Source organism: Pseudomonas sp. NFACC25 (assembly GCF_900100935.1).
Taxonomy (GTDB): domain Bacteria; phylum Pseudomonadota; class Gammaproteobacteria; order Pseudomonadales; family Pseudomonadaceae; genus Aquipseudomonas; species Aquipseudomonas marginalis.
Genome location: NZ_FMUC01000008.1, coordinates 162887 through 182765, shown reverse-complemented (window position 1 = coordinate 182765; position 19879 = coordinate 162887). Strand labels below are relative to the sequence as shown.

Annotated in this window: 17 protein-coding genes; 5 read left to right on the top strand and 12 right to left on the bottom strand. The window is 62.1% G+C overall.

The window, feature by feature from the left end; all coding sequences use genetic code 11:
- Nucleotides 1–5 precede the first annotated feature (5 nt).
- Nucleotides 6–1301, top strand: coding sequence for an NCS2 family permease (locus BLQ09_RS19325; RefSeq protein ID WP_027605300.1), 1296 nt, complete (start codon nucleotides 6–8; stop codon nucleotides 1299–1301).
- Entirely contained in the window at nucleotides 1298–2377 is a 1080-nt protein-coding gene (gene trmA / locus BLQ09_RS19320) for a tRNA (uridine(54)-C5)-methyltransferase TrmA (protein WP_027605299.1), read from the top strand. The genes BLQ09_RS19325 and trmA overlap by 4 nt, the downstream gene beginning before the upstream one ends.
- Here the strand turns inward: trmA and BLQ09_RS19315 are convergent.
- The 9 genes from BLQ09_RS19315 to BLQ09_RS19275 all read right to left on the bottom strand — a co-directional run bounded on the left by BLQ09_RS19315 (nucleotide 2360) and on the right by BLQ09_RS19275 (nucleotide 13155).
- Entirely contained in the window at nucleotides 2360–2827 is a 468-nt protein-coding gene (locus BLQ09_RS19315; protein WP_027605298.1) for a DUF2442 domain-containing protein, read from the bottom strand. The two genes, trmA and BLQ09_RS19315, sit on opposite strands and share 18 nt — an antisense overlap.
- Nucleotides 2824–3252 (bottom strand): DUF4160 domain-containing protein, encoded by a 429-nt coding sequence (locus BLQ09_RS19310; protein WP_092358264.1) that lies wholly within the window; start codon nucleotides 3250–3252, stop codon nucleotides 2824–2826. The genes BLQ09_RS19315 and BLQ09_RS19310 overlap by 4 nt, the downstream gene beginning before the upstream one ends.
- Nucleotides 3253–3387: 135 nt before the next feature.
- Nucleotides 3388–4716, bottom strand: a complete 1329-nt coding sequence (locus tag BLQ09_RS19305; protein ID WP_027605297.1) for a TolC family outer membrane protein — start codon at nucleotides 4714–4716, stop codon at nucleotides 3388–3390.
- On the bottom strand, nucleotides 4713–6038 hold the full coding sequence (locus tag BLQ09_RS19300; protein ID WP_092358262.1) for an HlyD family type I secretion periplasmic adaptor subunit: 1326 nt from the start codon (nucleotides 6036–6038) through the stop codon (nucleotides 4713–4715). The genes BLQ09_RS19305 and BLQ09_RS19300 overlap by 4 nt, the downstream gene beginning before the upstream one ends.
- Nucleotides 6035–7771, bottom strand: coding sequence for a type I secretion system permease/ATPase (locus BLQ09_RS19295; protein WP_092358260.1), 1737 nt, complete (start codon nucleotides 7769–7771; stop codon nucleotides 6035–6037). Before BLQ09_RS19295 ends, BLQ09_RS19300 begins: the two co-directional genes overlap by 4 nt.
- Before the next feature lie 174 nt (nucleotides 7772–7945).
- A complete protein-coding gene (locus BLQ09_RS19290; RefSeq protein WP_027605294.1) occupies nucleotides 7946–8566 on the bottom strand; it encodes a heme acquisition protein HasA in 621 nt (206 codons plus the stop codon).
- 103 nt (nucleotides 8567–8669) lie between these two features.
- Nucleotides 8670–11420: a TonB-dependent receptor gene (locus BLQ09_RS19285; protein WP_092358258.1), complete on the bottom strand. Its 2751-nt coding sequence runs from the start codon at nucleotides 11418–11420 to the stop codon at nucleotides 8670–8672.
- 151 nt (nucleotides 11421–11571) lie between these two features.
- The gene (locus tag BLQ09_RS19280) at nucleotides 11572–12570 is read right to left on the bottom strand and encodes a FecR family protein (protein WP_027605292.1); all 999 of its coding nucleotides are present in this window, start codon (nucleotides 12568–12570) and stop codon (nucleotides 11572–11574) included.
- 63 nt (nucleotides 12571–12633) lie between these two features.
- Nucleotides 12634–13155, bottom strand: a complete 522-nt coding sequence (locus BLQ09_RS19275; RefSeq protein ID WP_065925006.1) for an RNA polymerase sigma factor — start codon at nucleotides 13153–13155, stop codon at nucleotides 12634–12636.
- Between the two features lie 207 nt (nucleotides 13156–13362).
- Here BLQ09_RS19275 and aroQ point away from each other — a divergent pair, with 207 nt between their 5' ends.
- Together aroQ and BLQ09_RS19265 are read left to right on the top strand one after the other, a co-directional pair.
- Nucleotides 13363–13812 (top strand): type II 3-dehydroquinate dehydratase, encoded by a 450-nt coding sequence (gene aroQ, locus BLQ09_RS19270; protein ID WP_010206717.1) that lies wholly within the window; start codon nucleotides 13363–13365, stop codon nucleotides 13810–13812.
- Nucleotides 13809–14657 carry a shikimate dehydrogenase gene (locus BLQ09_RS19265; protein WP_092358256.1) on the top strand — a complete coding sequence of 283 codons (849 nt, stop codon included), beginning with the start codon at nucleotides 13809–13811 and terminating at the stop codon, nucleotides 14655–14657. The genes aroQ and BLQ09_RS19265 overlap by 4 nt, the downstream gene beginning before the upstream one ends.
- A gap of 49 nt (nucleotides 14658–14706) precedes the next feature.
- Here BLQ09_RS19265 and BLQ09_RS19260 read toward each other — a convergent pair whose 3' ends face one another.
- Both BLQ09_RS19260 and quiC read right to left on the bottom strand, forming a co-directional pair.
- Nucleotides 14707–15372 (bottom strand): TetR/AcrR family transcriptional regulator, encoded by a 666-nt coding sequence (locus BLQ09_RS19260; RefSeq protein WP_027605289.1) that lies wholly within the window; start codon nucleotides 15370–15372, stop codon nucleotides 14707–14709.
- Between the two features lie 80 nt (nucleotides 15373–15452).
- The gene (gene quiC, locus BLQ09_RS19255; protein WP_027605288.1) at nucleotides 15453–17354 is read right to left on the bottom strand and encodes a 3-dehydroshikimate dehydratase QuiC; all 1902 of its coding nucleotides are present in this window, start codon (nucleotides 17352–17354) and stop codon (nucleotides 15453–15455) included.
- A gap of 223 nt (nucleotides 17355–17577) precedes the next feature.
- Here quiC and BLQ09_RS19250 point away from each other — a divergent pair, with 223 nt between their 5' ends.
- Nucleotides 17578–18912 carry an MFS transporter gene (locus BLQ09_RS19250; RefSeq protein ID WP_027605287.1) on the top strand — a complete coding sequence of 445 codons (1335 nt, stop codon included), beginning with the start codon at nucleotides 17578–17580 and terminating at the stop codon, nucleotides 18910–18912.
- Here the strand turns inward: BLQ09_RS19250 and BLQ09_RS19245 are convergent, their stop codons facing one another.
- Nucleotides 18913–19791 carry a DMT family transporter gene (locus BLQ09_RS19245; protein ID WP_027605286.1) on the bottom strand — a complete coding sequence of 293 codons (879 nt, stop codon included), beginning with the start codon at nucleotides 19789–19791 and terminating at the stop codon, nucleotides 18913–18915. It abuts the gene before it with no gap.
- Nucleotides 19792–19879 lie beyond the last annotated feature (88 nt).

Here is a 19879-nt window from a genome sequence, read left to right as displayed (position 1 = left end):
CAGGCATGCTGGAAAAGCTGTTTCAACTCAAGGCACACAACACCAACGTGCGCACCGAGATCCTCGCGGGCATCACGACATTCCTGGCCATGGCCTACATCCTGTTCGTGAACCCGAGCATCCTCGGCGAGACCGGCATGGACAAGGGCGCGGTATTTGTCGCGACCTGCCTGGCGGCGGCCATCGGTTCGACCGTGATGGGCCTGATCGCCAACTACCCGATCGCGCTGGCACCGGGCATGGGCCTCAACGCCTTCTTTACCTACACCGTGGTGTTGCACATGGGCCACACCTGGCAGGTTGCGCTGGGTGCGGTATTCATTTCGGCGGTGCTGTTCTTCCTGCTGTCGATCTTCCGTATCCGTGAGTGGATCATCAACAGCATTCCCCTGCCCCTGCGTTCGGCGATTGCCGCCGGTATCGGCCTGTTCCTGGCACTGATCGCCCTGCACAACGCCGGGATCGTGGTCGGCAACCCCAACACCCTGGTGGGCATGGGCGACCTGACCAAGCCGGCGCCTATCCTGGCCATCCTCGGCTTCATGCTGATCGTTGCGCTGGAAGCCCTGGCCGTACGCGGCGCGGTGCTGATCGGCATCCTGGCGGTGACCATCGTCTCCATTCTGCTGGGCGTCACCGCGTTTGGCGGCTTGATGTCGATGCCGCCGTCCCTGGCCCCGACCTTCCTGCAGCTGGATATCAAGGGCGCGCTGGACATCGGCCTGGTCAGCGTGATCTTCGCCTTCCTGTTCGTCGACCTGTTCGACAACTCCGGCACCCTGATCGGCGTGGCCAAGCGCGCCGGGCTGATGGGCAAGGACGGCCACATGCCGAAAATGGGCCGTGCGCTGATCGCCGACAGTACCGCCGCCATGGCCGGTTCGCTGCTGGGTACGTCGACCACCACCAGCTACATCGAATCCGCTGCGGGCGTGAGCGCCGGTGGCCGTACCGGCTTGACCGCCATCGTGGTGGCGATCCTGTTCCTGCTGGCACTGTTCTTCTCGCCGCTGGCCGCCAGCGTACCGGCCTTTGCTACCGCGCCGGCGCTGCTGTTCGTCGCCGTATTGATGACCTCAGGCCTGGCCGAAATCGACTGGGATGACATTACCGTTGCAGCGCCGGTGGTGATCACCGCCCTGGCGATGCCCTTCACTTACTCCATCGCCAACGGCATTGCCTTCGGTTTCATCGCCTGGACCGCCATCAAGCTGCTTTCGGGCCGCTACCGTGAGCTCAACCCGGCACTGGTGATTCTGTCGATTCTGTTTGTGATCAAGCTGGGCTGGTTCAACGCATGACTTTTGACGCCACACGCTACACCGCTCAACTGCAAGACAAGGTCACGCGCTTGCGTGACCTGTTGGCACCGTTCGACGCACCCGAGCCGCAGGTCTTCGAGTCGCCGCTGCAGAACTTCCGCCTGCGGGCGGAGTTCCGCCTGTGGCGCGAAGGCGGTGAACGCCACTACGCGATGTTTTCCCAGGACGACAAGCGCACGCCGATCCTGATCGAAGCGTTCCCCATCGCCAGCCAGCGCATCAACCAGTTGATGCCCCAGCTCAAGGCCGCCTGGCAAGCCAGCGCTGCCCTGAGCCACAAGCTGTTCCAGGTGGAGTTCCTCACCACCCTGGCCGGCGACGCGATGATCACCCTGTGTTATCACCGCCCGCTGGACGAGCACTGGCACACGGCGGCGAATAAGCTGGCGACTGAATTGAATGTGAGCATCATCGGCCGCTCCAAGGGCAAGCGCGATGTGATCGGCCACGACTACGTGGTGGAAAAACTCGACGTCGGCGGCCGCACTTTCAGTTACCGCCAACCCGAAGGCGCCTTTACCCAGCCCAACGGCACGGTGAACCAGAAGATGCTCAACTGGGCATACGAAGCCTTGGGCGATCGCCCGGATGACTTGCTGGAGCTGTATTGCGGCAACGGCAACTTCACCCTGCCCCTGGCCACCCGTGTGCGTAAAGTGCTCGCTACCGAGATCAGCAAGACCTCGGTGAATGCGGCCCTGAGCAACCTCGATGAAAACGCGGTGGGTAACGTCACCCTGGTGCGCCTCTCCGCCGAAGAGCTCACCGAAGCGCTGAATGAAGTACGCCCTTTCCGCCGCCTGCACGGCATCGACCTGAAGAGCTATGAATTCGGTAGCGTATTCGTCGACCCGCCCCGCGCCGGCATGGACCCGGACACCTGCGAACTGACCCGACGCTTCGACAATATCCTGTACATCTCCTGCAACCCGGAGACGCTGGCGGCGAACATTGCGCAACTGCATGACAGCCACCGCATTACCCGGTGTGCGATGTTTGACCAGTTCCCCTGGACGCACCATATGGAATCCGGGGTGTTATTGACCCGGCGGTAATTCAGCGTCCTCAGGCTCCTTCTTGCGTGGCCGGCCGCCCTTCTTGCCATTGGCTCGGGCGGCGGCGGATTTGGCGGCGCTGCTCTTGCGACCGTTGCGTGACGCTACCAGGCTGGTGGCCAGGTCCATCAGCGGCTGGCTTGTGGCGATCAGGCCCGTGATCGAAACATCCAGATCCCGGGCCTCACAGCTAATAGCCTTGCCACCGAAACTGACTTCCAACTGCTGGAAATCTTCCTCTGAAAACCCTTCGAACTCCGGCAGCCCTGCCACCGGCAGCATGACGCGACTGCCGTCGCTGAAACCGATGGAAATGCAGTCGTCTACATAACGCACATTGCTGGCGTTGGCGTACAGGCGCTTTAGCCTACGGCCACGGGCGATTGCCTTGTCGATGTCGGCGTCAGTGAGAGGTACATAAGGTATGACTTTGGCTTTTACGATTTTCATAAATTAATCCCCACGCAATCTGGCGCTCTTACCAGATTCAAAATAGTCCGTTGCGCTACAGCGTCGTGCCAGGCGCTTGCGATGACGTAGACACCACGTCGAATGACTAACCCTGGAACCAATTCACTGGTGTCCCAGTTCCATGAATGGTTCTCCAGGCAAACCGTTTGCAGTTTTTCCCACCAAATCCTGCGTGCCCGTGCCAGATAATGTCGCTGCATGATTACCTCGCGTATTTCCTTCAGAACCGCCGTGGGTGGCCGCCTCCGTTCAGGCTCTACGTCCCACAATTCAACGTCCCCATCCAAAAAACTGAAACGAAACCGCGCATCCCATTCCCTGCCCCTGACATGTACATGAGGCGGACAATGCTCGTCCCTGATAAACACCGAGATGACATATCCCTTATAAACACCTACTTTCATCGTAACCCATCCGTTAGGTTATTTTCCGCCAGGTAACAATTTCCCTCTGCCACCCGACAACCGGCTCCCTATTCCCGAAGCTGTTTCACAGATTAGTAACCACAAAAAACCCGACGAATGCCGGGTTGTAACCACTCATGCCGAAGGCTGGAAGTACCCCGCCAACGCCCGCAAGTCCTGCTCGCTCAGCAACCCCGCGTAATACTTCAACTGAATCCTGGCCAGCAGATACGCATGCCGCGCATTGGCCAGGTCGCGGCGGGCGGTGAAGAGTTGTTGTTCGGCGTCGAGTACGTCGAGGTTGACCCGCTCACCGCCGCTGACGCTCTTTCTGGTCGCAGTAACCAGTGCGGTGGCTGAGCTGACGGCCATCTCGTAGGCACGCACTTTCGCCGCACCACTGGTGTTGAGGTTGAACTGCTTGCGCAGCTCCACCAGCGTCGCCGAGGTGTGTGCGTCCAGCTCGTATTGGGCCTGGGACAGTTGATTGGCCGCCTGGCGCGTAGAGGCCGACACCGAGCCGCCGGCAAACAACGGCAGGCTGACCTGGATGCCGACGCTGTTGGTGTCGTACTTCTGGTTGTAGCTGCTTTCCGAATCGGAGCTGGTCTGGCGGCTGCTGGCGTACAGGCTGACCTTGGGCATGTGCCCGGCGCGTTTGCGCTCCACTTCGTAGGACGCCACGTCCAGCGCGTGGTGCTGGGACTTGAGTTCGGGGTTGTTGGCCATGGCCAGTTCGCGCCAGGTTTCGAAGCGGTTGGGCTCCAGGGGCGGGATGTCGAATGGGCGGGCCAGGGGTGCCAGCGCTTCGATCTGCAACGGTTGGCCGACAATCGCTTCCAGCTCGCGCAAGGCGCTGTCCTGGGCGTCCAGCGACTCGATTTCCTCCGCCTGGGCCAAGCTCAAGCGTGCCTGGGTTTCGAGTACATCGGTGCGCGTGCCTTCGCCACCTTTGAGCAGGCGATCATTGAGTTGCAGGCGTTCGGCATACGCACGTTTCTGCGCACGGCTCAACTCGATGCGTTCCTGCGCCAGCAGCGCCTGGCTGTAGGCACTGAGCACGCGCACGGCCAACTCCTGACTCTTACTGCGAAAACGCTCATCGGCCATAAGCGCCTGGGCGGTGCCTTGGCGAAAGCGCGCGTAGGCTTCGTAGTCCAGCAACGGTTGCTGCAAAGTCAGGGTCGAGGCATAGCTGCGGTAATCACGGTCGCTGGTGACATCGCCGACGGCGGTGCTTTGGGTAACTTCGGATTCGTTGCGCGAGTTGTTATAGCTCCAGGACAGGTTCGGCAATAACGCCGCTCGGCCGATCACGCGGTTCTCTTCACCGGCCTCGCGCTCCTGGATGGCGGCCTGGAAGGTCGGGTCATTGCGCAGGGCGAGGTCGTAGGCGTCGAGCAAACCCAAGGCATGTGCCGCCGGTGTAACGCTCAGGCACAGGGTCAAAAACAGCGCCTTCATTCTTCCACCAGGGCCATGTGGGTACGGTCCAGCAAGGGTTTGAACAGGTAGTTGAGCATCGAACGCTCACCGGTCTTGATGAAGGTTTCCACCGGCATGCCCGGACGAATCCGCACGCCGTCCAGTTGTTGCATGCCCCCCGCACTGACCTGGGCGCGCACGGTGTAATAAGGCTCATCGGTGCGCTCATCGACCTGGCGGTCGGCGGAGACCAGCGTCACCTCACCGGCCACCCGTGGGGTGGTGGCCTGGTTGAACGCCGAGAACAGCAACTCCACCGGTAGGCCCGGATGCACCTTGTCGATCATTTGCACCGGCACCCGCGCTTCCACCCACAGCGGTTCGCCCTGGGGCACGATGTCCATCAGGGCCTGGCCGGGCTTGATCACGCCGCCTTCGGTGTACACCTCCAACCCGACCACCACCCCCGAGGCCGGCGCCCGCACCAGGCTGTTGGCCAGTTCGAACTCGGCCGACGCCAGGCGGTTACGCAGGTCATCGCTGCGGGTACGGGTCTCGGCCAACTGGCCGCGCAGGTCTTTCTGGAACTCTTCGCCGAGCTGGCGGATGCGCAGGCGCAGTTCCACAACCTGGCGCTGCAACTGGCCGATGCGTCCGTAGTCTTCGGCAATCGCGCCGTCGACCTGGGCGTACAGGCGCTCGCTGTCGAGCAGGCGATTGCGCGGGATATAGCCATCGCGCGCCAACTCGCGCAGCCCTTGCAGTTGCTCGTTCAATGCCGCGTGTTGCTGCAGCTTGCTCGCCTGGGAATCCTGCGTGCCGCGCAACTGCGCCTCAGCACCGGCGATGGTTTCGCGCAGGCCTTGCTGCTCGGTGGCCAGCGCCTGGGCGCGGCTGGTGAACAGTTGCCGTTGCAGGTTCAGGGTGTTGGCCGCCTCCGGCTCGTTGAGCAATTCAGGACCGAAGGTGATGGCGGGCAGCCCTTCGCTTTCCGCACTCAAGCGCGCCTCACTGGCCAGGGACGCCAGGTACTGGCTGCGCAGCGACTGCATCTGCCCGCGCAAGGGCGTCTCCTTCAAGCGCAACAGCACCTGGCCGGCGTTGACCACATCACCGTCACGCACCTCGATACGCTCGACGATGCCCCCGGCAGGATGCTGCACGGTCTTGCGATGGCCAGAGACCATGACCTTGCCCGACACCGCCACGCCCTTGTCCAGCGGCGCCAACGCGGCCCAGCCGATAAATCCGGCAAAGCCGCCAAGCACCAACAACCAGCCCAGGCGCGAATATTTTTTGTCATCCAGCGCCAACACCGTGTGAGGGCGGTCGCTGACCAGCACCGGCTTACTCATGCTCATGCCTGTTTTCCTTCGCCGAGGCGGTAGCTCATGCTCAGGGTCGACACCGGTTTGGAGGCTGCCGGTTTCTGCCGTGCCTCCAGCACCCGCGCCGTCGGACCAAAGGCCTGCAACTGGCCGTCCTTGAGGATCAGCAACTGGTCGGTCAGGCTCAGTACATTGGCTTTGTGGGTAATCAGGATCACCGTGCGGCGCTGCTGCTTAAGCTGGGTGATGGCCTGGAGCAGCGCCTGCTCGCCCACTTCGTCGAGGTTGGCGTTGGGCTCATCCAGCACGATCAACGCCGGCAGGCCGTACAGCGCACGGGCCAGGGCCACGCGTTGTTTCTGGCCACCGGACAACCCCGCACCGCCCTCCCCCAATTGCGTGTCATAGCCTTGGGGCAGTTGCAGGATCAGTTCATGTACGCCGGCCATTTTCGCGGCGGCCAGGACGTTGTCGCTATCCAGTTCGGCAAACCGTGCGATGTTGTCGGCGATGCTGCCGGCGAACAATTGAATGTCCTGGGGCAGGTAGCCGATGTGCGGGCCGAGTTGCTGTTTGTCCCACTGGGCCAGGTCGGCGCCGTCCAGCCGCACCTTGCCGGCCAGCGGTGCCCAGGCGCCCACCAGCACCCGCGCCAGGGTGGATTTGCCGCAGCCGGAAGGTCCGATCACGCCGAGCACGTCCCCCGCTGGCAGGTTGAACCCCAGATTGGCCAGCGCCGGTCGACGGCTGCCGGGGGCGCAGGCGCTGATGTGCTCGACGCTCAACTGGCCCTTGGGCACCGGCAGGCTCATGCGCGGCGGTCGCGCCGGGTTGGCCGCCAGCAGTTGCGACAAGCGCTCGTAGGCCAGGCGCGCCGAGCCCCATTGTTTCCAGACGCCGATCAGTTGGTCGATGGGGCTCAGCACCCGCCCCATCAGGATCGAGCCGGCAATCATCATCCCCGGCGTGATATCGCCCTGCACCGCCAGCAACGCGCCCAGGCCGAGTACCAGCGATTGCAAGGCCAGGCGTACGCCCTTGGACCAGGCGGTGACGGCGGCGGTCTTTTCACTGGCCAGGTTTTGCTGGGCGAGGAACGCCTGGTGCTGATTGAACCAACGCCCGCGCAAGGTGGCGAGCATGCCCATGGCCTCGATGCTGTCGGCATTGCGCAGGTTGGCCGTGGCCTGCTGGCTGGCGTGGATGGACAGTTGGCTGGCCTGGGCCATCGGCGCCTGGCTGACATGGTGGTTGATCCACGCCAACGCGATCAATATCGCCGCGCCGCCCAGCGCCAGCAGGCCAAGCCAGGGGTGGAACAGGAAGATCACCAGCAGGTACACCGGAAACCACGGCGCGTCGAAAAACGCGAACAGCGCCTGGCCGGTGGCGAACTGGCGCAAGGTGGTCAGGTCATGCAACGCCTGGCCCGCCGCCTGGGTGCCGCCCTTGAGTTGCGCTTCGAACGCGGCGTCGTAGACCCGTTGGTTCAGGCCCATGTCCATCTGCGTGCCGAGGCGGATCACCACCTGGCTGCGCACCCACTCCAACGCCCCCATCAGGCCGAACAGGCCGAGGATCATCAGCGTCAGCATCAACAGGGTCATCTGATTGCCCGAGGCCAGCACCCGGTCATATACCTGCAGCATGTACAGCGCCGGAGCCAGCATCAGCAGGTTGATCACCGCCGAGAACAGGCCGATGTTGAAGAAGCCACTTTTATAGGCCGTGAGGGCGGCCAGGGTTTCGTTGCCGACGTGGCGCATCTGGGGATTCTCGTGGGGTTGAACGTGCAGCGTCGCCGCGTTGACAGCCGATACGGCGCTGCGCAGAATTCGGCACCGCCGTCGCCGGAAGAGTTAGAAGGCTTGGGCGACGGCGGTGTAGTACGGCGAATGGGAGAGCGATCTTCCATTCGCTTTTTTCAGGCGGCAGCAGGTTCAGGCAGCGAGTGCCCAGTCCTGTGCCACGTCCTGCACGCCCACCAGGGCAACGTCGGTGGACACTGCGCTGGCGTGTGCCGCCAGGCCCGCAGACACTTCGTCGAAGGTGCTGGCAGTGGACAGGCCAAAGTCGTCGAGCAGGTTGTTGAGCACGGTTTCCAGCGCGGCGGTGTTGCCCTGCATCAAACCGTAGATAACGCTTTGTACGTCGTTGCCAGCCCGGCCGGCGCCCTCGGCGGCGCTCAGGTCGAGGCCGTTGAACGCGACCTTGAAGTCGCTCAGGGAGAAGTCGCTGCCATTGCCGCCGCCCAGGCCTGTGCCCAGTTGCACGTTATCCAGGTCGCCCCACAGGTAGTGGTTCAGGTTGCTGCTGGCGGGCAACGACGGGTTGAACACATAGTGCAGGCCATTGCTGGTGTCGCTGTCGGCAATGAACGCGTACTCGGAGTTGTTGGCGCCGTGGGTCGAATACTGGTCGCCGCTGAGGGTGCCGTTGCTGAAGCCGCCGGTGTTGCTGGTGCCGTGCCCTGCAGTGTTGAACCCCACTGCCCAGGAGCTCAGGTAGTCCGATACCGACAGAGAACCCAGGCCCGAATCGTAGCTAACAGAAATAGTCATCGCTAAACCTCGTTAAACAACGTTGTTGATGAGCACGCCGGTGCGGCGCGCCTTTTTGCCCACCCATGGGCAAAACCGTTGATCAAGTGCCTGCGCACGCTGATCAGAATTTGTATTCCAACATGCCGCTCAGGGTTCGCCCGCGCGCCAGGCTGAGGTTGTTGGCGTCGCCCATGGCGACGAAATAGGCTTCATCGGTGGCGTTTTCCAACGCCAGTGCAATGTTCAGTTGATCCGTCATCCAGTAACTGGCGTACAGGTCATAGAGCGTGTACTTGGGCCACATCGCCTGATCAATCAACTCGTAGCCCTGCTGATTGAGGTTTTCGCCGTTGCCCGAGCTGTAGCGCACACGCACACCCGTATCCAGGCGTTTTTCCAGGAAGCGTGCACCCAGGGTCAGCGAGCCGCGATCGGCTGGCATGTACGTGGCGTTCCCCATGATTCGCCCGCAGCTTTCCTTGTTGTTGGCGACGTCGTCATCCAACACCTCATAGGTGGTGACCGGCCGTATTCCGATGCGCCCATCCGGCAGGGTGAAACGCTCCAGGCGGGTGGTCCTTGGCCCGGTGGTCTTGGCGCCGCCCATGTAATAGTTCTTCGAGCAGAACTCATTGCTGCCGATCATGTGGGTGTAGCTGAGGTTGGCGTACGCGCGGCCCATGTCGTAATTGAGCTGGTATTCGACCCCGCGAAAACGCGTCGGGTTGGTGTTATTGACGTAAGCCATGGTCCCGAGGAATCCACCCACCTGGGTTTCCGGCAAGCTGACGCTGGTGTTGAGGAAAGAGAAGTTTTCGATCCGGGTATCGAAGTACGCCACTTTCATGCCGAGGCGATCGTCACTGAAAAACAAGCCTTCCTTGAAGACATTCATGCCCACTTCCCAATCCCGTGATTCTTCAGGCTTGAGGTAGGGGTTGGGAAATACGCGTTCTCCCGAACCGCCACCGTGGGGCCGGCCAGTCATGAAGGTTTCGGTCACCGCCGGTGGCCGCCAGCCCTTGCCCCACCGGGTATAGAGCTGCAGCCAGTCCACGCCCGGTTTCACCGCGAGACCGAAGGTGGGGGAAAACTGGCCTTCTTCACGGTCGACCTCCATCACTTCCGAGACACGCCTGGCACCGACAAGGCTGTTGTAGAAGCGATCACGCCGGTACAGGGTCATGCCGGTTTCGCCTTCGAGCCGATAGCGGTCATAACGCAAGCCCGCATCCAGGGTCAGCCAGCCGCCATATTCGTACTGCGCGTTGTTGAACAGGCTGGCGATGGTGCGTTTGCCCCCTGGCGTGCCGCCCTCTGCGTAAGGCAACAAGCCCAGGTTGTTGGTGGCTTCAACTTTGTTGGTGCGGGGCTTGAACTCGTCCTGGTACAGCTCCACCCCGTAGTTCCAGGCGACATGCCCCTGTTCGCCAAAATCGAACCGCGAGCTGTTGTCACCCTGCAGGCCCCAGGTGTCGGTCTGGAAGTGATCGGTGTAGGCGCCGACGTAGTTACCGGTACCTGGCGACGACAGGTTGGGGGCGTTGCTGCGATCCATCTGGGTGGTGACGTAATAGAGCTTGGCCTTGAGATCGATCAACGGGTTGTCCGGGCTGTAGCTGTAGTCCAGCGCGACGTTTTTGGCGTTGAGATTGTTTTTGCTGGTGCGTACGTAGTAGGTGCTCTGAAGGTCGTTGGCGATATAGCCCCAGGCATCGTTACTGTCGGTGTCGGTTTCCAGGTAGCTCAACTGCACGCGCTGGTCGTTGGGCAGGTTCAGGCCGAACTTGACGATCTGCGAGCGGGTCACGCTGCCGGTGTCGCCGACTTCGCTGTTCAACCAGTCGTCGAAGGCCGCAGGGGCAGATGACCTGGCGCGCAGGTTGGTGCCCAGGTTGTCGTCGTTGTGCCGGCCGGCGCGGTAGTTACCGAAATGCCGCTCGCTGTAGCCCAGCACGACATCGCCGCGCTCATCACCAAAGGCGAACACGCCGCTGCCGTTGAAGTCGGTGCCGTTACCCAGTTCACCGATGCCGCTGCCGGCGCGAAGGCGGCCGCCGTAGTCCTTGCCGTCCGTGAGGAACTCACTGGCATCCAGGGTCTTGAACGAAGCAATGCCGCCCAGCACGGCCGCACCGCCCTGCCCCGACTGGCTGCCTTTGTCGATCTCGATGCTGGAGATGAACTCCGGGTCGATCAGCATGGTGCCGTTGCGCTGCTGGTGGCCGTTGACATTGAAGTTCTGGCGCATGCCGTCGATGTTCATGTTCACCCGGCCATAGTCCTGCACACCGCGAATATTCACCGACAGGCCAGGGTCGCGCTGGTTGACGGCGGTGTAGACGCCGGCGGTTTCTTCGAGCATGTCGGCGGCGTGACGGGGCGGACGTTTATCGATCATGTCGCGGCTGATCACCGCCACGGACTTTGGGGTCTGGTACACCCAGTCGCTGGCCTGGCCGTTGGTGTTGCCGGTGATGGTGGTGGTGCCCACGGTCATGGCGCCGTCGGGGTCGTCACTGACACGGTTGAGGGTGACCTGGCGCTCACCGGTAAAGCGATATTCCACCGGCGTGGCACCGAGCAAACGGCCAAGCCCTTCCTGCACGCTGAAGCTGCCTTTGAGCGCGGTGCTGCGCAAGCCTTGCAGGCGCGGGCTGTCGAACAGCACCTGCAGACCGGCCTGGTCGGCAAAGGCCAATACGGCACTGCCCAAGGATTGCGCCGGGACATCGAACACCCGCACCGCCGACTGGGCAGCGTCCGCCTGAGGTTGCACCGCATACACGGGAGCGGCCGCGGCGAACAGACCCAAGTGGATGGCCAGGGCTAACCGGCTACCGGTGATACGCCCCTTGGTGAGTGCTGACATTTCTGGTTTCCCTGCGCTGATCGTATGTTTGTTTATGCGAATGCTTCTCACCTAGCAAGACGTACGAGGCACAGGAAGTCAGTAAGGTTTTTTAAAAAGTTTTTGCGAAGGGGGGTTTTAAGCGGGTGAGAGCAGGCCTCCCACCGGGTCATCAATAGATCAGGCTGAGGCCTGCCAGGTCCAAGCGTTGCACTTGAAGTTCCTGGGTGAGCGTTCCGAGGGCGCTGTCGAGCATGTCGAGACGGAAGACGCCGCTGACTTCGCGCTCGCCCAAATCGGAATGGGTCAACACCACCCGCCCCGGACGGTAGCGATTGAGCTGCTCAATGACCTTGGCCAGGGGCTGGCGGTCAAAGATCAGTACGCCGCGTCGCCAACTGGTGGCACGGTCTACATCGAACTGATCCAGGGGCACCACCCCCTCCTGGGCGTTGTAGCGCGCAGCCTGGCCCTCCTGGAGCACCCGATCGCTCGGGCCTTTTTTCGGCGAGGCGTGCAAAGACACTTCGACGCTGTGCTGCAACACGCCCACCCAAGCACGGCGGTCGGCCTCGCGCTCCACCACAAACCGCGTGCCCAACGCCCGCGTCTGCCCGCCGGCGCTCTGCACCACGAACGGACGGGTCTCCTGACCCGCCATCGGCGCCACATCAAAAATCGCCGAGCCCTGGATCAGGCTGATACGCCGCTGCACGCCGTCGTAATCCAGGCGGATGGCACTGGCGGAATCCAGCTCCACCGTGCTGCCATCGGCCAAGTGCACGGTGCGTACCTCGCCCTTTTGGGTGACATAGTCGGCCTGCATGCGCAGCCAGGCGTCCGGCCCGCGCAGCCAGCCGACGCCGGCCACCACCACGACCAGCGCGACCGCCGCCGCACGTTGCCATGGCCTGCGCCGCAGGGAGCGACGCACGGGCAGCGCTGCAGTCGCGGGGCGCTGGCGGTGAACGCTCTCGTCCTTATGCACCTCGCCCAACGCCGCCCAGGTCTGTTCGGCAAAGCGCAGCGCCGCTTCGTGGCGGCTGTCGCAGGCGATCCACTGGCGCAGCTCGGCCTGCTCCTGGTCGGTCAGGGCACCGGCGTGCAGGCGCACCGCCCACTCGGCGGCCTCCTCGGTAATGCTGTGCTGTTGCGGACCCTGGCTATTCACGTGTGAATCTCGAATTTTTCGTTATATGACGCTGTGACGTCTGAGCTGAGGTTTTTCCGTAATTCATTCGTCGGCTGGCTCCACCTCGCCGTCCTGCAAGCGCTGCATCACATACGCCAGCGCCTTGGCCAGGTGCTTTTGCACGGAGCTGTCGGAGATATCCAAATGCCGGGCGACCTGGGCGTGGGTCATGCCCTCTATACGGTTCAGACGGAAGATCTGCTGGGTGCGTTCCGGCAATTCCGCCAACGCCTGCTTCAATGCCTGTCGCTGTTGCTGCGCCATTGCCTGAGCCTCCAACCCGGCCACTTCATCTTCAATCTCGGCCAGCGCCTCATGGGGCACGGAGTCTGTCTTGCGCCGCGCTTCCTGGCGAATATGGTCGATCAGCAGATTGCTCGCCGTTCGATAGAGATAGCCCTGGGAGTTGTCGATACGCTCGCCGGCAGGTTTTTCCGCCAGGCGCAGGAAGCTCTCCTGCACCAGGTCGGCCGCCAACTGCGGGTCCCGTACCTTGCGCGCCAGATACCCGCGCAGGGTATCGGCGTGCTTGAGAAACAGGCCTTTGAGATCCACGTCCGACAAACCGACTCCCTGGAATGTAAAGGAAACAGGCGGGCATCTTAAGCGTTGTCGAGAATGATTTTCAATTGATATCTAATCTGATTCGAGCGCCGGACACATCTGATTAACGGTTCGGTAATCGAACACATCTGCCGTCATCAATTGACCAAATTAACTAACCAGTACATTTTATCCCCACAACCAACAAGAACTGTGGAGATCCCCCGTATGCCGCCCATCGTGCTGGTGCTCAACGGCCCCAACCTCAACCTGCTCGGCACCCGCGAACCCGCGACTTACGGCCATGAAACCCTCGCCGACGTCGCTGCCCTGTGCGGCCGCAGCGCCGAACAACTGGGGCTTAAAATCGAATTCCGCCAGACCAACCACGAAGGCGAACTGCTCGACTGGATCCACGGCGCCCGCGCCCGCTGCGCCGGTATCGTGATCAACCCGGCAGCCTGGACCCACACCTCGGTGGCGATTCGCGACGCCTTGGTGGCCAGTGAAGTGCCGGTGATCGAGGTGCACTTATCCAATGTGCATGCGCGCGAGGCGTTTCGGCATCACTCGTTTGTGTCACCCATCGCCAAGGCGGTGCTCGCGGGCTTTGGCAGCCATGGCTACCACTTGGCCCTGGAACATTTCAGCCAGTTGTTGAAGGGGTCGGCCCGATGAAACCGCGCATCCTCGCCGGCCTGATCGGCGCCGGCATCCAGGCTTCCCGCACCCCCGCGTTGCATGAGCAGGAAGGCGACGCCCAAGGCTTGCGCTACCTGTATCGCCTGATCGACCTCGAGCCCCTGCACCTGGACATCAACGCCCTGCCCGACCTGCTGGAGGCTGCCGAGTTGATGCACTTCACCGGGTTGAACATTACCTACCCGTGCAAGCAGGCAATCCTGCCGTTGCTCGATGATTTGTCCGACGAGGCCCGAGGCATCGGAGCGGTCAACACCGTGGTCTTCAAGGACGGCAAGCGTATCGGCCATAACACCGACTGCCTGGGGTTCGCCGAGGGCTTTCGCCGCAACCTCAACGATGTGCCGCGCCAACGCGTGGTGCAGATGGGCGCGGGTGGCGCCGGTGCCGCGGTGGCGCATGCACTGCTGGCCGAAGGTGTGGAACAGTTGAGCGTTTTCGACGTGGACCCCAGTCGCGCCCGCGACCTTGTGGATAACCTCGCCCAGCGTTTCGGCGCCGGTCGCGCCCAGGTCGGCACCCACCTGGAGAACGCCATGGCCGAGGCGGATGGCCTGGTCAACACCACGCCCATGGGCATGGCCAAGCTGCCCGGCACACCGGTGCCCGCGGCCCTGCTGAGAGCCGAACTGTGGGTGGCTGAAATTGTGTATTTCCCGCTGGAAACCGAACTGCTGCGCGATGCCCGCGCCTTGGGCTGCCGCACCCTGGATGGCGGCAACATGGCAGTGTTCCAGGCGGTGAAGGCGTTTGAGTTGTTCAGTGGCGAGGTGCCGGATGCGCAGCGGATGCTCGCGCACTTCAAGAGCATGAACATCTGAAAGTTGGGAGGGAGCCAAGCGCCCTCCCACATGGGGTCAGGCGGTGTACTCAGGCCTGCAGGTAGCGCAGCACCGATTCGCAAATCATCTCGCGATGCCGTTGTTTAACCGCCTCATCCGACAGGTCGATCTGAAAGATCTCACTGAACGTATGGCGGTTGGACACCCGGTAAAAGCTGAATGAGTTGATCAGCAGGTGCACGTCCAACGGTTCCAGCCCTTCGCGAAACAGCCCCATCTCGGCGCCCCGGCGCAACGTCACCCCTAGCCCCTCGAGGATTTTGCTGTTCATCGCCTTGATGGTTTCGGTGCGCTTCACGTACTCGGCATTGTGGATATTTTCGATGCTGACAATACGCACGAAATCGACGTTCTGATCGTGGTGATCGAAGGTGAACTCCACCAGCCGCCGGATCGCCTCACGCGGTTCCAGGGCGGTGAGGTTCATCCGCGTTTCGGTGTTGCGAATATCGCCGTAGAGCTTCTCCAGCACCTCGACGTACAACTGCTCCTTGCTGCCGAAGTAGTAATAGATCATGCGTTTGGAGGTATGGATGCGCTCGGCGATGGCATCCACGCGAGCGCCGGACAGGCCCTGCTGAACAAACTCGACGATGGCTTCCTGGAGAATGTTCTCGCGGGTCTTTTCCGGGTTGTTCTTACGACTCTTGCGCGGTGCGTCTGACACCGCGGGGAGTTCGGGACTTGAGGTCATGGTGCGCTCACGGCCATTTTTGTTGTGCAGGCCGCGATTATGGGCCGAGGCGTCCTACGAAGGAAGCACCAGGCCCACCGTTATAAACGCGCCTGGCGCACCGCGCCGCTGCGGGATTTGGCCATCGCCGCCAAGCGCACCGCCACGTTGGCTGCGCCGTAGCCGGCGTAACCGTTCTTGCGTTGGATGATCTCGAAGAAAAACCGTCCCTCGAAGGGCTCGGTGTACACATGAAACAACTCACCGCCCTGGGCGTCACGGTCGTACAACACGTTGTAGTACGCCAGTTCGCTGAGGAACTCATCATCGAAATCAAAGCGCGCGGCCAGGTCATCGTAGTAGTTGAGCGGAATATCCAGCAGCGGCACCCCGGCCTCCTTGGCACGGCGCACTTCGGCAAAAATATCCGCGCAGTCAAAGGCAATGTGATGCACACCCGAGCCGCGATAGCTCGACAGCGCGTGGGAAATCGCGGTGTTGCGGTTCTCGGAAATATTCAGCGGCAAGCGAATCGAGCTGCAACGGCTGCGCAGCGCACGGCTTTTCACCAGGCCGTAGGGGTCAGGCAGTACCACTTCGTCATCGGCTTCGAAATCCAGCAGGCTCTTGTAGAACAGCACCCAGCTGTCGAGGCTGTCGGCCGGCAAGGCCATGGCCATGTGGTCGATGCGCAGCAAACCACCGCCGGCCGCGCTGGACGCTTGCAGATTGAAATCGGTGTCGTAGATCCCGCCCTCACTCTGATCAACCAGGTAAATCAGGCTGCCGTCCGGCGCACGCACCGCCGCCAGCTCCAGCTCGTTGGGCCCGACCAGGCCGCGGTAGGGCTGGCCTTTGTAGGCCACCGCCCGTTCCAGGGCCTTGGCGCTGTCCTTGACCCGAATCGCCGTGGCGCACAACGATGGCCCATGGGCCTCGAAAAAGTTATGCGCAAAGGAATAGGGTTCGCAGTTGAGGATCAGGTTGATGTCGCCCTGGCGCAGCAGGCTCACGCTCTTGGAGCGGTGTTGGCCGGCCTTGACGAAACCCAGGCGTTCCAGCCAATGGGTGAGCTTGGCGCCGAGGTTTTCATCCACGGCGAATTCGAGGAACTCGATACCGTCGTATTCGCTGGCCGCCGGGGTATCAAACAGAATCTCGACAGGTTGCGCGGGCGCCTCCTGTTGCAGGCGCTCGCGGGTTTTCTCTTCCAGGTACAGCAGGGAGCGCAGGCCATCCGCCGCATTCGCGCGGGTTGGCGCGGCGCGGAAGCCATCGTTGAAAATTTCCAGGGACAACGGCCCGGTGTAGCCGCTCTTGATGATCGGCGCGAGGAACCCCGCCAGGTCGAATTCACCCTGGCCGGGGAAGCAGCGAAAATGCCGGCTCCACTCCAGCACATCCATGGCCAGGATCGGCGCGTCGGCCATCTGCACGAAGAAGATCTTGTCGCCGGGGATCTGCGCGATGGCGCTCGGGTCGCCCTTGAGCGACAGCGTGTGGAAGCTGTCGAGCAACACCCCAAGGCTCGGGTGATCGACCTGGCGCACCAGGTTCCACACCTGCTGCCAGGTGTTTACATGCTTGCCCCAGGCCAACGCTTCATAACCAATGCGCAGGCCGCGACGGCCGGCGTGTTCGGCCAACAGGCCGAGGTCGTCGAGCAGGATGCGTTCATCCCCGACGCAATCGGCCGAGGCATTGCTGCACACCAGCACCAGGTCGGTGCCCAGTTCCTGCATCAGGTCGAACTTGCGCTCGGCGCGCTCCAGGTTGCGCGCCAGGCGATCGCGGCGGCAGCCTTCAAAGTCGCGAAACGGCTGGAACAAGGTGATGGCGATGCCGAGGTCGGCGCACATCTGCCTGACCTCACGGGGGCTGCCGTCGTAATACAACAAGTCGTTTTCGAAGATCTCGACCCCATCGAACCCGGCGGCAGCAATGGCTTCGAGCTTTTCCGGCAGGGTACCGCTCAAGGACACGGTGGCGATGGAACGTTGCATGGGCGACTCCCGGCAATTGTTGTTTGTGGCAAATTATTCGCCCCCAGACTACCCGCAGCAATTAAAATGTACGAACCGGTTAGTTTTTGGTGCGATTATCGAACACTAAGCCTCTTTGGCGAATTGACGATTTTTTAGCCACTGCGCACCATCAATCACGCAGCGACACCCAAAAGAAGACCCACAACACCTCATAAAAATTTCAAAAAACGGGTACAACCACATGCCTTCGCAAAACTCCGCCCTGGCCGCGCGCCCGGGCACCCCGCACGCCGGCATCGGCGACAAGATCCGCGGCGCCCTCGCCGTGGGTAAAACCCGCTGGGGCATGCTGGCCCTGGTGTTCTTTGCCACCACCCTCAACTACATCGACCGCGCAGCCCTGGGCGTGATGCAACCGATCCTGGCCAAGGAAATGAGCTGGACGGCGATGGACTACGCCAACATCAATTTCTGGTTCCAGGTCGGCTACGCCGTCGGCTTTGTGCTGCAAGGCCGGCTGATCGACCGCGTGGGCGTCAAGCGCGTGTTCTTCTGCGCCGTACTGTTGTGGAGCCTGGCCACCGGTGCCCATGGCCTGGCCACTTCGGCGGTCGGCTTTATGGTCTGCCGCTTTATCCTCGGGCTGACCGAAGCCGCCAACTACCCGGCCTGCGTGAAGACCACGCGCCTGTGGTTCCCCGCCGGTGAGCGCGCGGTGGCCACCGGTATCTTCAATGCCGGTACCAACGTTGGCGCGATGATGACGCCGATGCTGCTGCCGCTGATCCTGCATGTGTGGGGCTGGCAGGCGGCGTTCCTGTGCATGGCGTCGCTGGGCGCGATCTGGCTGGTGTTCTGGGGTTTGAAGTACTACAACCCGGAAGACCACCCAACCGTCAAACAATCCGAACTGGACTACGTGCAACAGCAAGTCGAACCGGAACAACCCGGCGTACCCTTCAGCCGCATCCTGCGCATGCGCGGCACCTGGGCCTTCGCCATCGCCTATGCACTCACTGCACCGGTGTTCTGGTTCTACCTGTATTGGCTGCCGCCGTTCCTGAACCAGCAATACAACCTGGGCATCAACGTGACCCAGATGGGTATCCCGCTGATCATCATCTATCTGACCGCCGACTTCGGCAGCGTGGGCGGGGGGATTCTGTCGTCGTTCCTGATCGGCCGTGGGATGAACTCAATCAAGGCGCGGTTGCTGTCGATGTTGCTGTTTGCCTGCTGCATCGTCGGCGTGATCATGGCGGCCGGCTCCAGCCAGTTGTGGGTCGCGGTGTTTGCCATTTCCCTGGCCATCGGTGCGCACCAGGCGTGGACCGCCAACATCTGGAGCCTGGTGATGGACTACACGCCCAAGCACATGATGAGCACGGTGTTCGGTTTCGGCGGCATGTGCGCGGCCATCGGCGGCATGTTCATGACCCAGATCGTCGGCCACATCCTCACCGTCACCAACAACAACTACACCGTGTTGTTCACCCTGATCCCGGCGATGTACTTCATTGCGCTGACCTGGATGTACTTCATGGCACCGCGCAAGATTCCGACCGTAGACGCCTGATCACCTGCGCCGCTGCTGCCAGGCAGCGGCCAGACCGCTCATGCAGATCACCCCGATGCCGACCACCGTGGTTACATCGGGGGTATGGTTGAACACCAGCCAGCCCAACAACCCCGCGAAGACGATCTGGCAATAGCCGAACGGCGCCAGCAAGGCCGGTGCGGCAAAGCGGAATGCCTGGGTCAGCATCAAGTGCGCAGTCATCCCACAGGTGCCCAGCGCCAGCATCAGCACCCCGTGCCACAGCGTGGGCACCTGCCAGAAGAACGGCACCATCGCACTCATCACCAAGGTATTGCACAGCCCGGCGAAGAAGTTGCTGGTGGTGGGCGTGTCGTATTGGCTGAGGATGCGCGTGAGCAGTTGGTAGAAGCAGAAGAACAGCGCCGAACACAGCGGCAGCAACACCGCCGGCGTAAACAACTCACCGCCTGGGTGAATGATCACCAGCACGCCGACAAACCCGCAGATCACCGCCAGCCATTGGCCGCGTGTCACGTGTTCGCCGAGCAGCGGCACCGACAGTGCCGTCACCAGGATTGGCGCAAGGAAGTTCACCGCCGTGGCTTCCGCCAACGGGATGTAATGCAACGCCGTGGTGAAAAACAGGCTGGTGCCCAACAGGCACAAGGCCCGCACCACCTGCATCCCCGGTCGTTTACTGCGCAGCACCCGCAAACCCGATTGCGGCAGGAAAATCCCGGCCATCAGCAAGGTGTGCACCACGTAGCGCGCCCACACCACCATCACGATCGGGTAAAACCCGGCCAGGTACTTGGACAAGGCATCGTGGCTGGAGAACAGGAAGGTCGCCAACACGATCAGCAAAATGCCTTTGAAGGGATGGTTGACGCCGGAAAGGGGGGTGCTGACAGTCATGGAATTCTCTTGCGTGGCGAGCGGAACGCTGAGCACTGAACGAAACAGCGCTCAACCCGGTAATCTAGCAGCCGGGCTGGCGCCTGCC

Bases quoted from the DNA above. Each gene is read 5' to 3' on its own strand.
- BLQ09_RS19325 (WP_027605300.1), top strand. From the start codon at position 6: ATGCTGGAAAAGCTGTTTCAACTCAAGGCACACAACACCAACGTGCGC.
- trmA (WP_027605299.1), top strand. From the start codon at position 1,298: ATGACTTTTGACGCCACACGCTACACCGCTCAACTGCAAGACAAGGTC.
- BLQ09_RS19315 (WP_027605298.1), bottom strand. From the start codon at position 2,827: ATGAAAATCGTAAAAGCCAAAGTCATACCTTATGTACCTCTCACTGAC.
- BLQ09_RS19310 (WP_092358264.1), bottom strand. From the start codon at position 3,252: ATGAAAGTAGGTGTTTATAAGGGATATGTCATCTCGGTGTTTATCAGG.
- BLQ09_RS19305 (WP_027605297.1), bottom strand. From the start codon at position 4,716: ATGAAGGCGCTGTTTTTGACCCTGTGCCTGAGCGTTACACCGGCGGCA.
- BLQ09_RS19300 (WP_092358262.1), bottom strand. From the start codon at position 6,038: ATGAGCATGAGTAAGCCGGTGCTGGTCAGCGACCGCCCTCACACGGTG.
- BLQ09_RS19295 (WP_092358260.1), bottom strand. From the start codon at position 7,771: ATGCGCCACGTCGGCAACGAAACCCTGGCCGCCCTCACGGCCTATAAA.
- BLQ09_RS19290 (WP_027605294.1), bottom strand. From the start codon at position 8,566: ATGACTATTTCTGTTAGCTACGATTCGGGCCTGGGTTCTCTGTCGGTA.
- BLQ09_RS19285 (WP_092358258.1), bottom strand. From the start codon at position 11,420: ATGTCAGCACTCACCAAGGGGCGTATCACCGGTAGCCGGTTAGCCCTG.
- aroQ (WP_010206717.1), top strand. From the start codon at position 13,363: ATGCCGCCCATCGTGCTGGTGCTCAACGGCCCCAACCTCAACCTGCTC.
- BLQ09_RS19265 (WP_092358256.1), top strand. From the start codon at position 13,809: ATGAAACCGCGCATCCTCGCCGGCCTGATCGGCGCCGGCATCCAGGCT.
- BLQ09_RS19260 (WP_027605289.1), bottom strand. From the start codon at position 15,372: ATGACCTCAAGTCCCGAACTCCCCGCGGTGTCAGACGCACCGCGCAAG.
- quiC (WP_027605288.1), bottom strand. From the start codon at position 17,354: ATGCAACGTTCCATCGCCACCGTGTCCTTGAGCGGTACCCTGCCGGAA.
- BLQ09_RS19250 (WP_027605287.1), top strand. From the start codon at position 17,578: ATGCCTTCGCAAAACTCCGCCCTGGCCGCGCGCCCGGGCACCCCGCAC.
- BLQ09_RS19245 (WP_027605286.1), bottom strand. From the start codon at position 19,791: ATGACTGTCAGCACCCCCCTTTCCGGCGTCAACCATCCCTTCAAAGGC.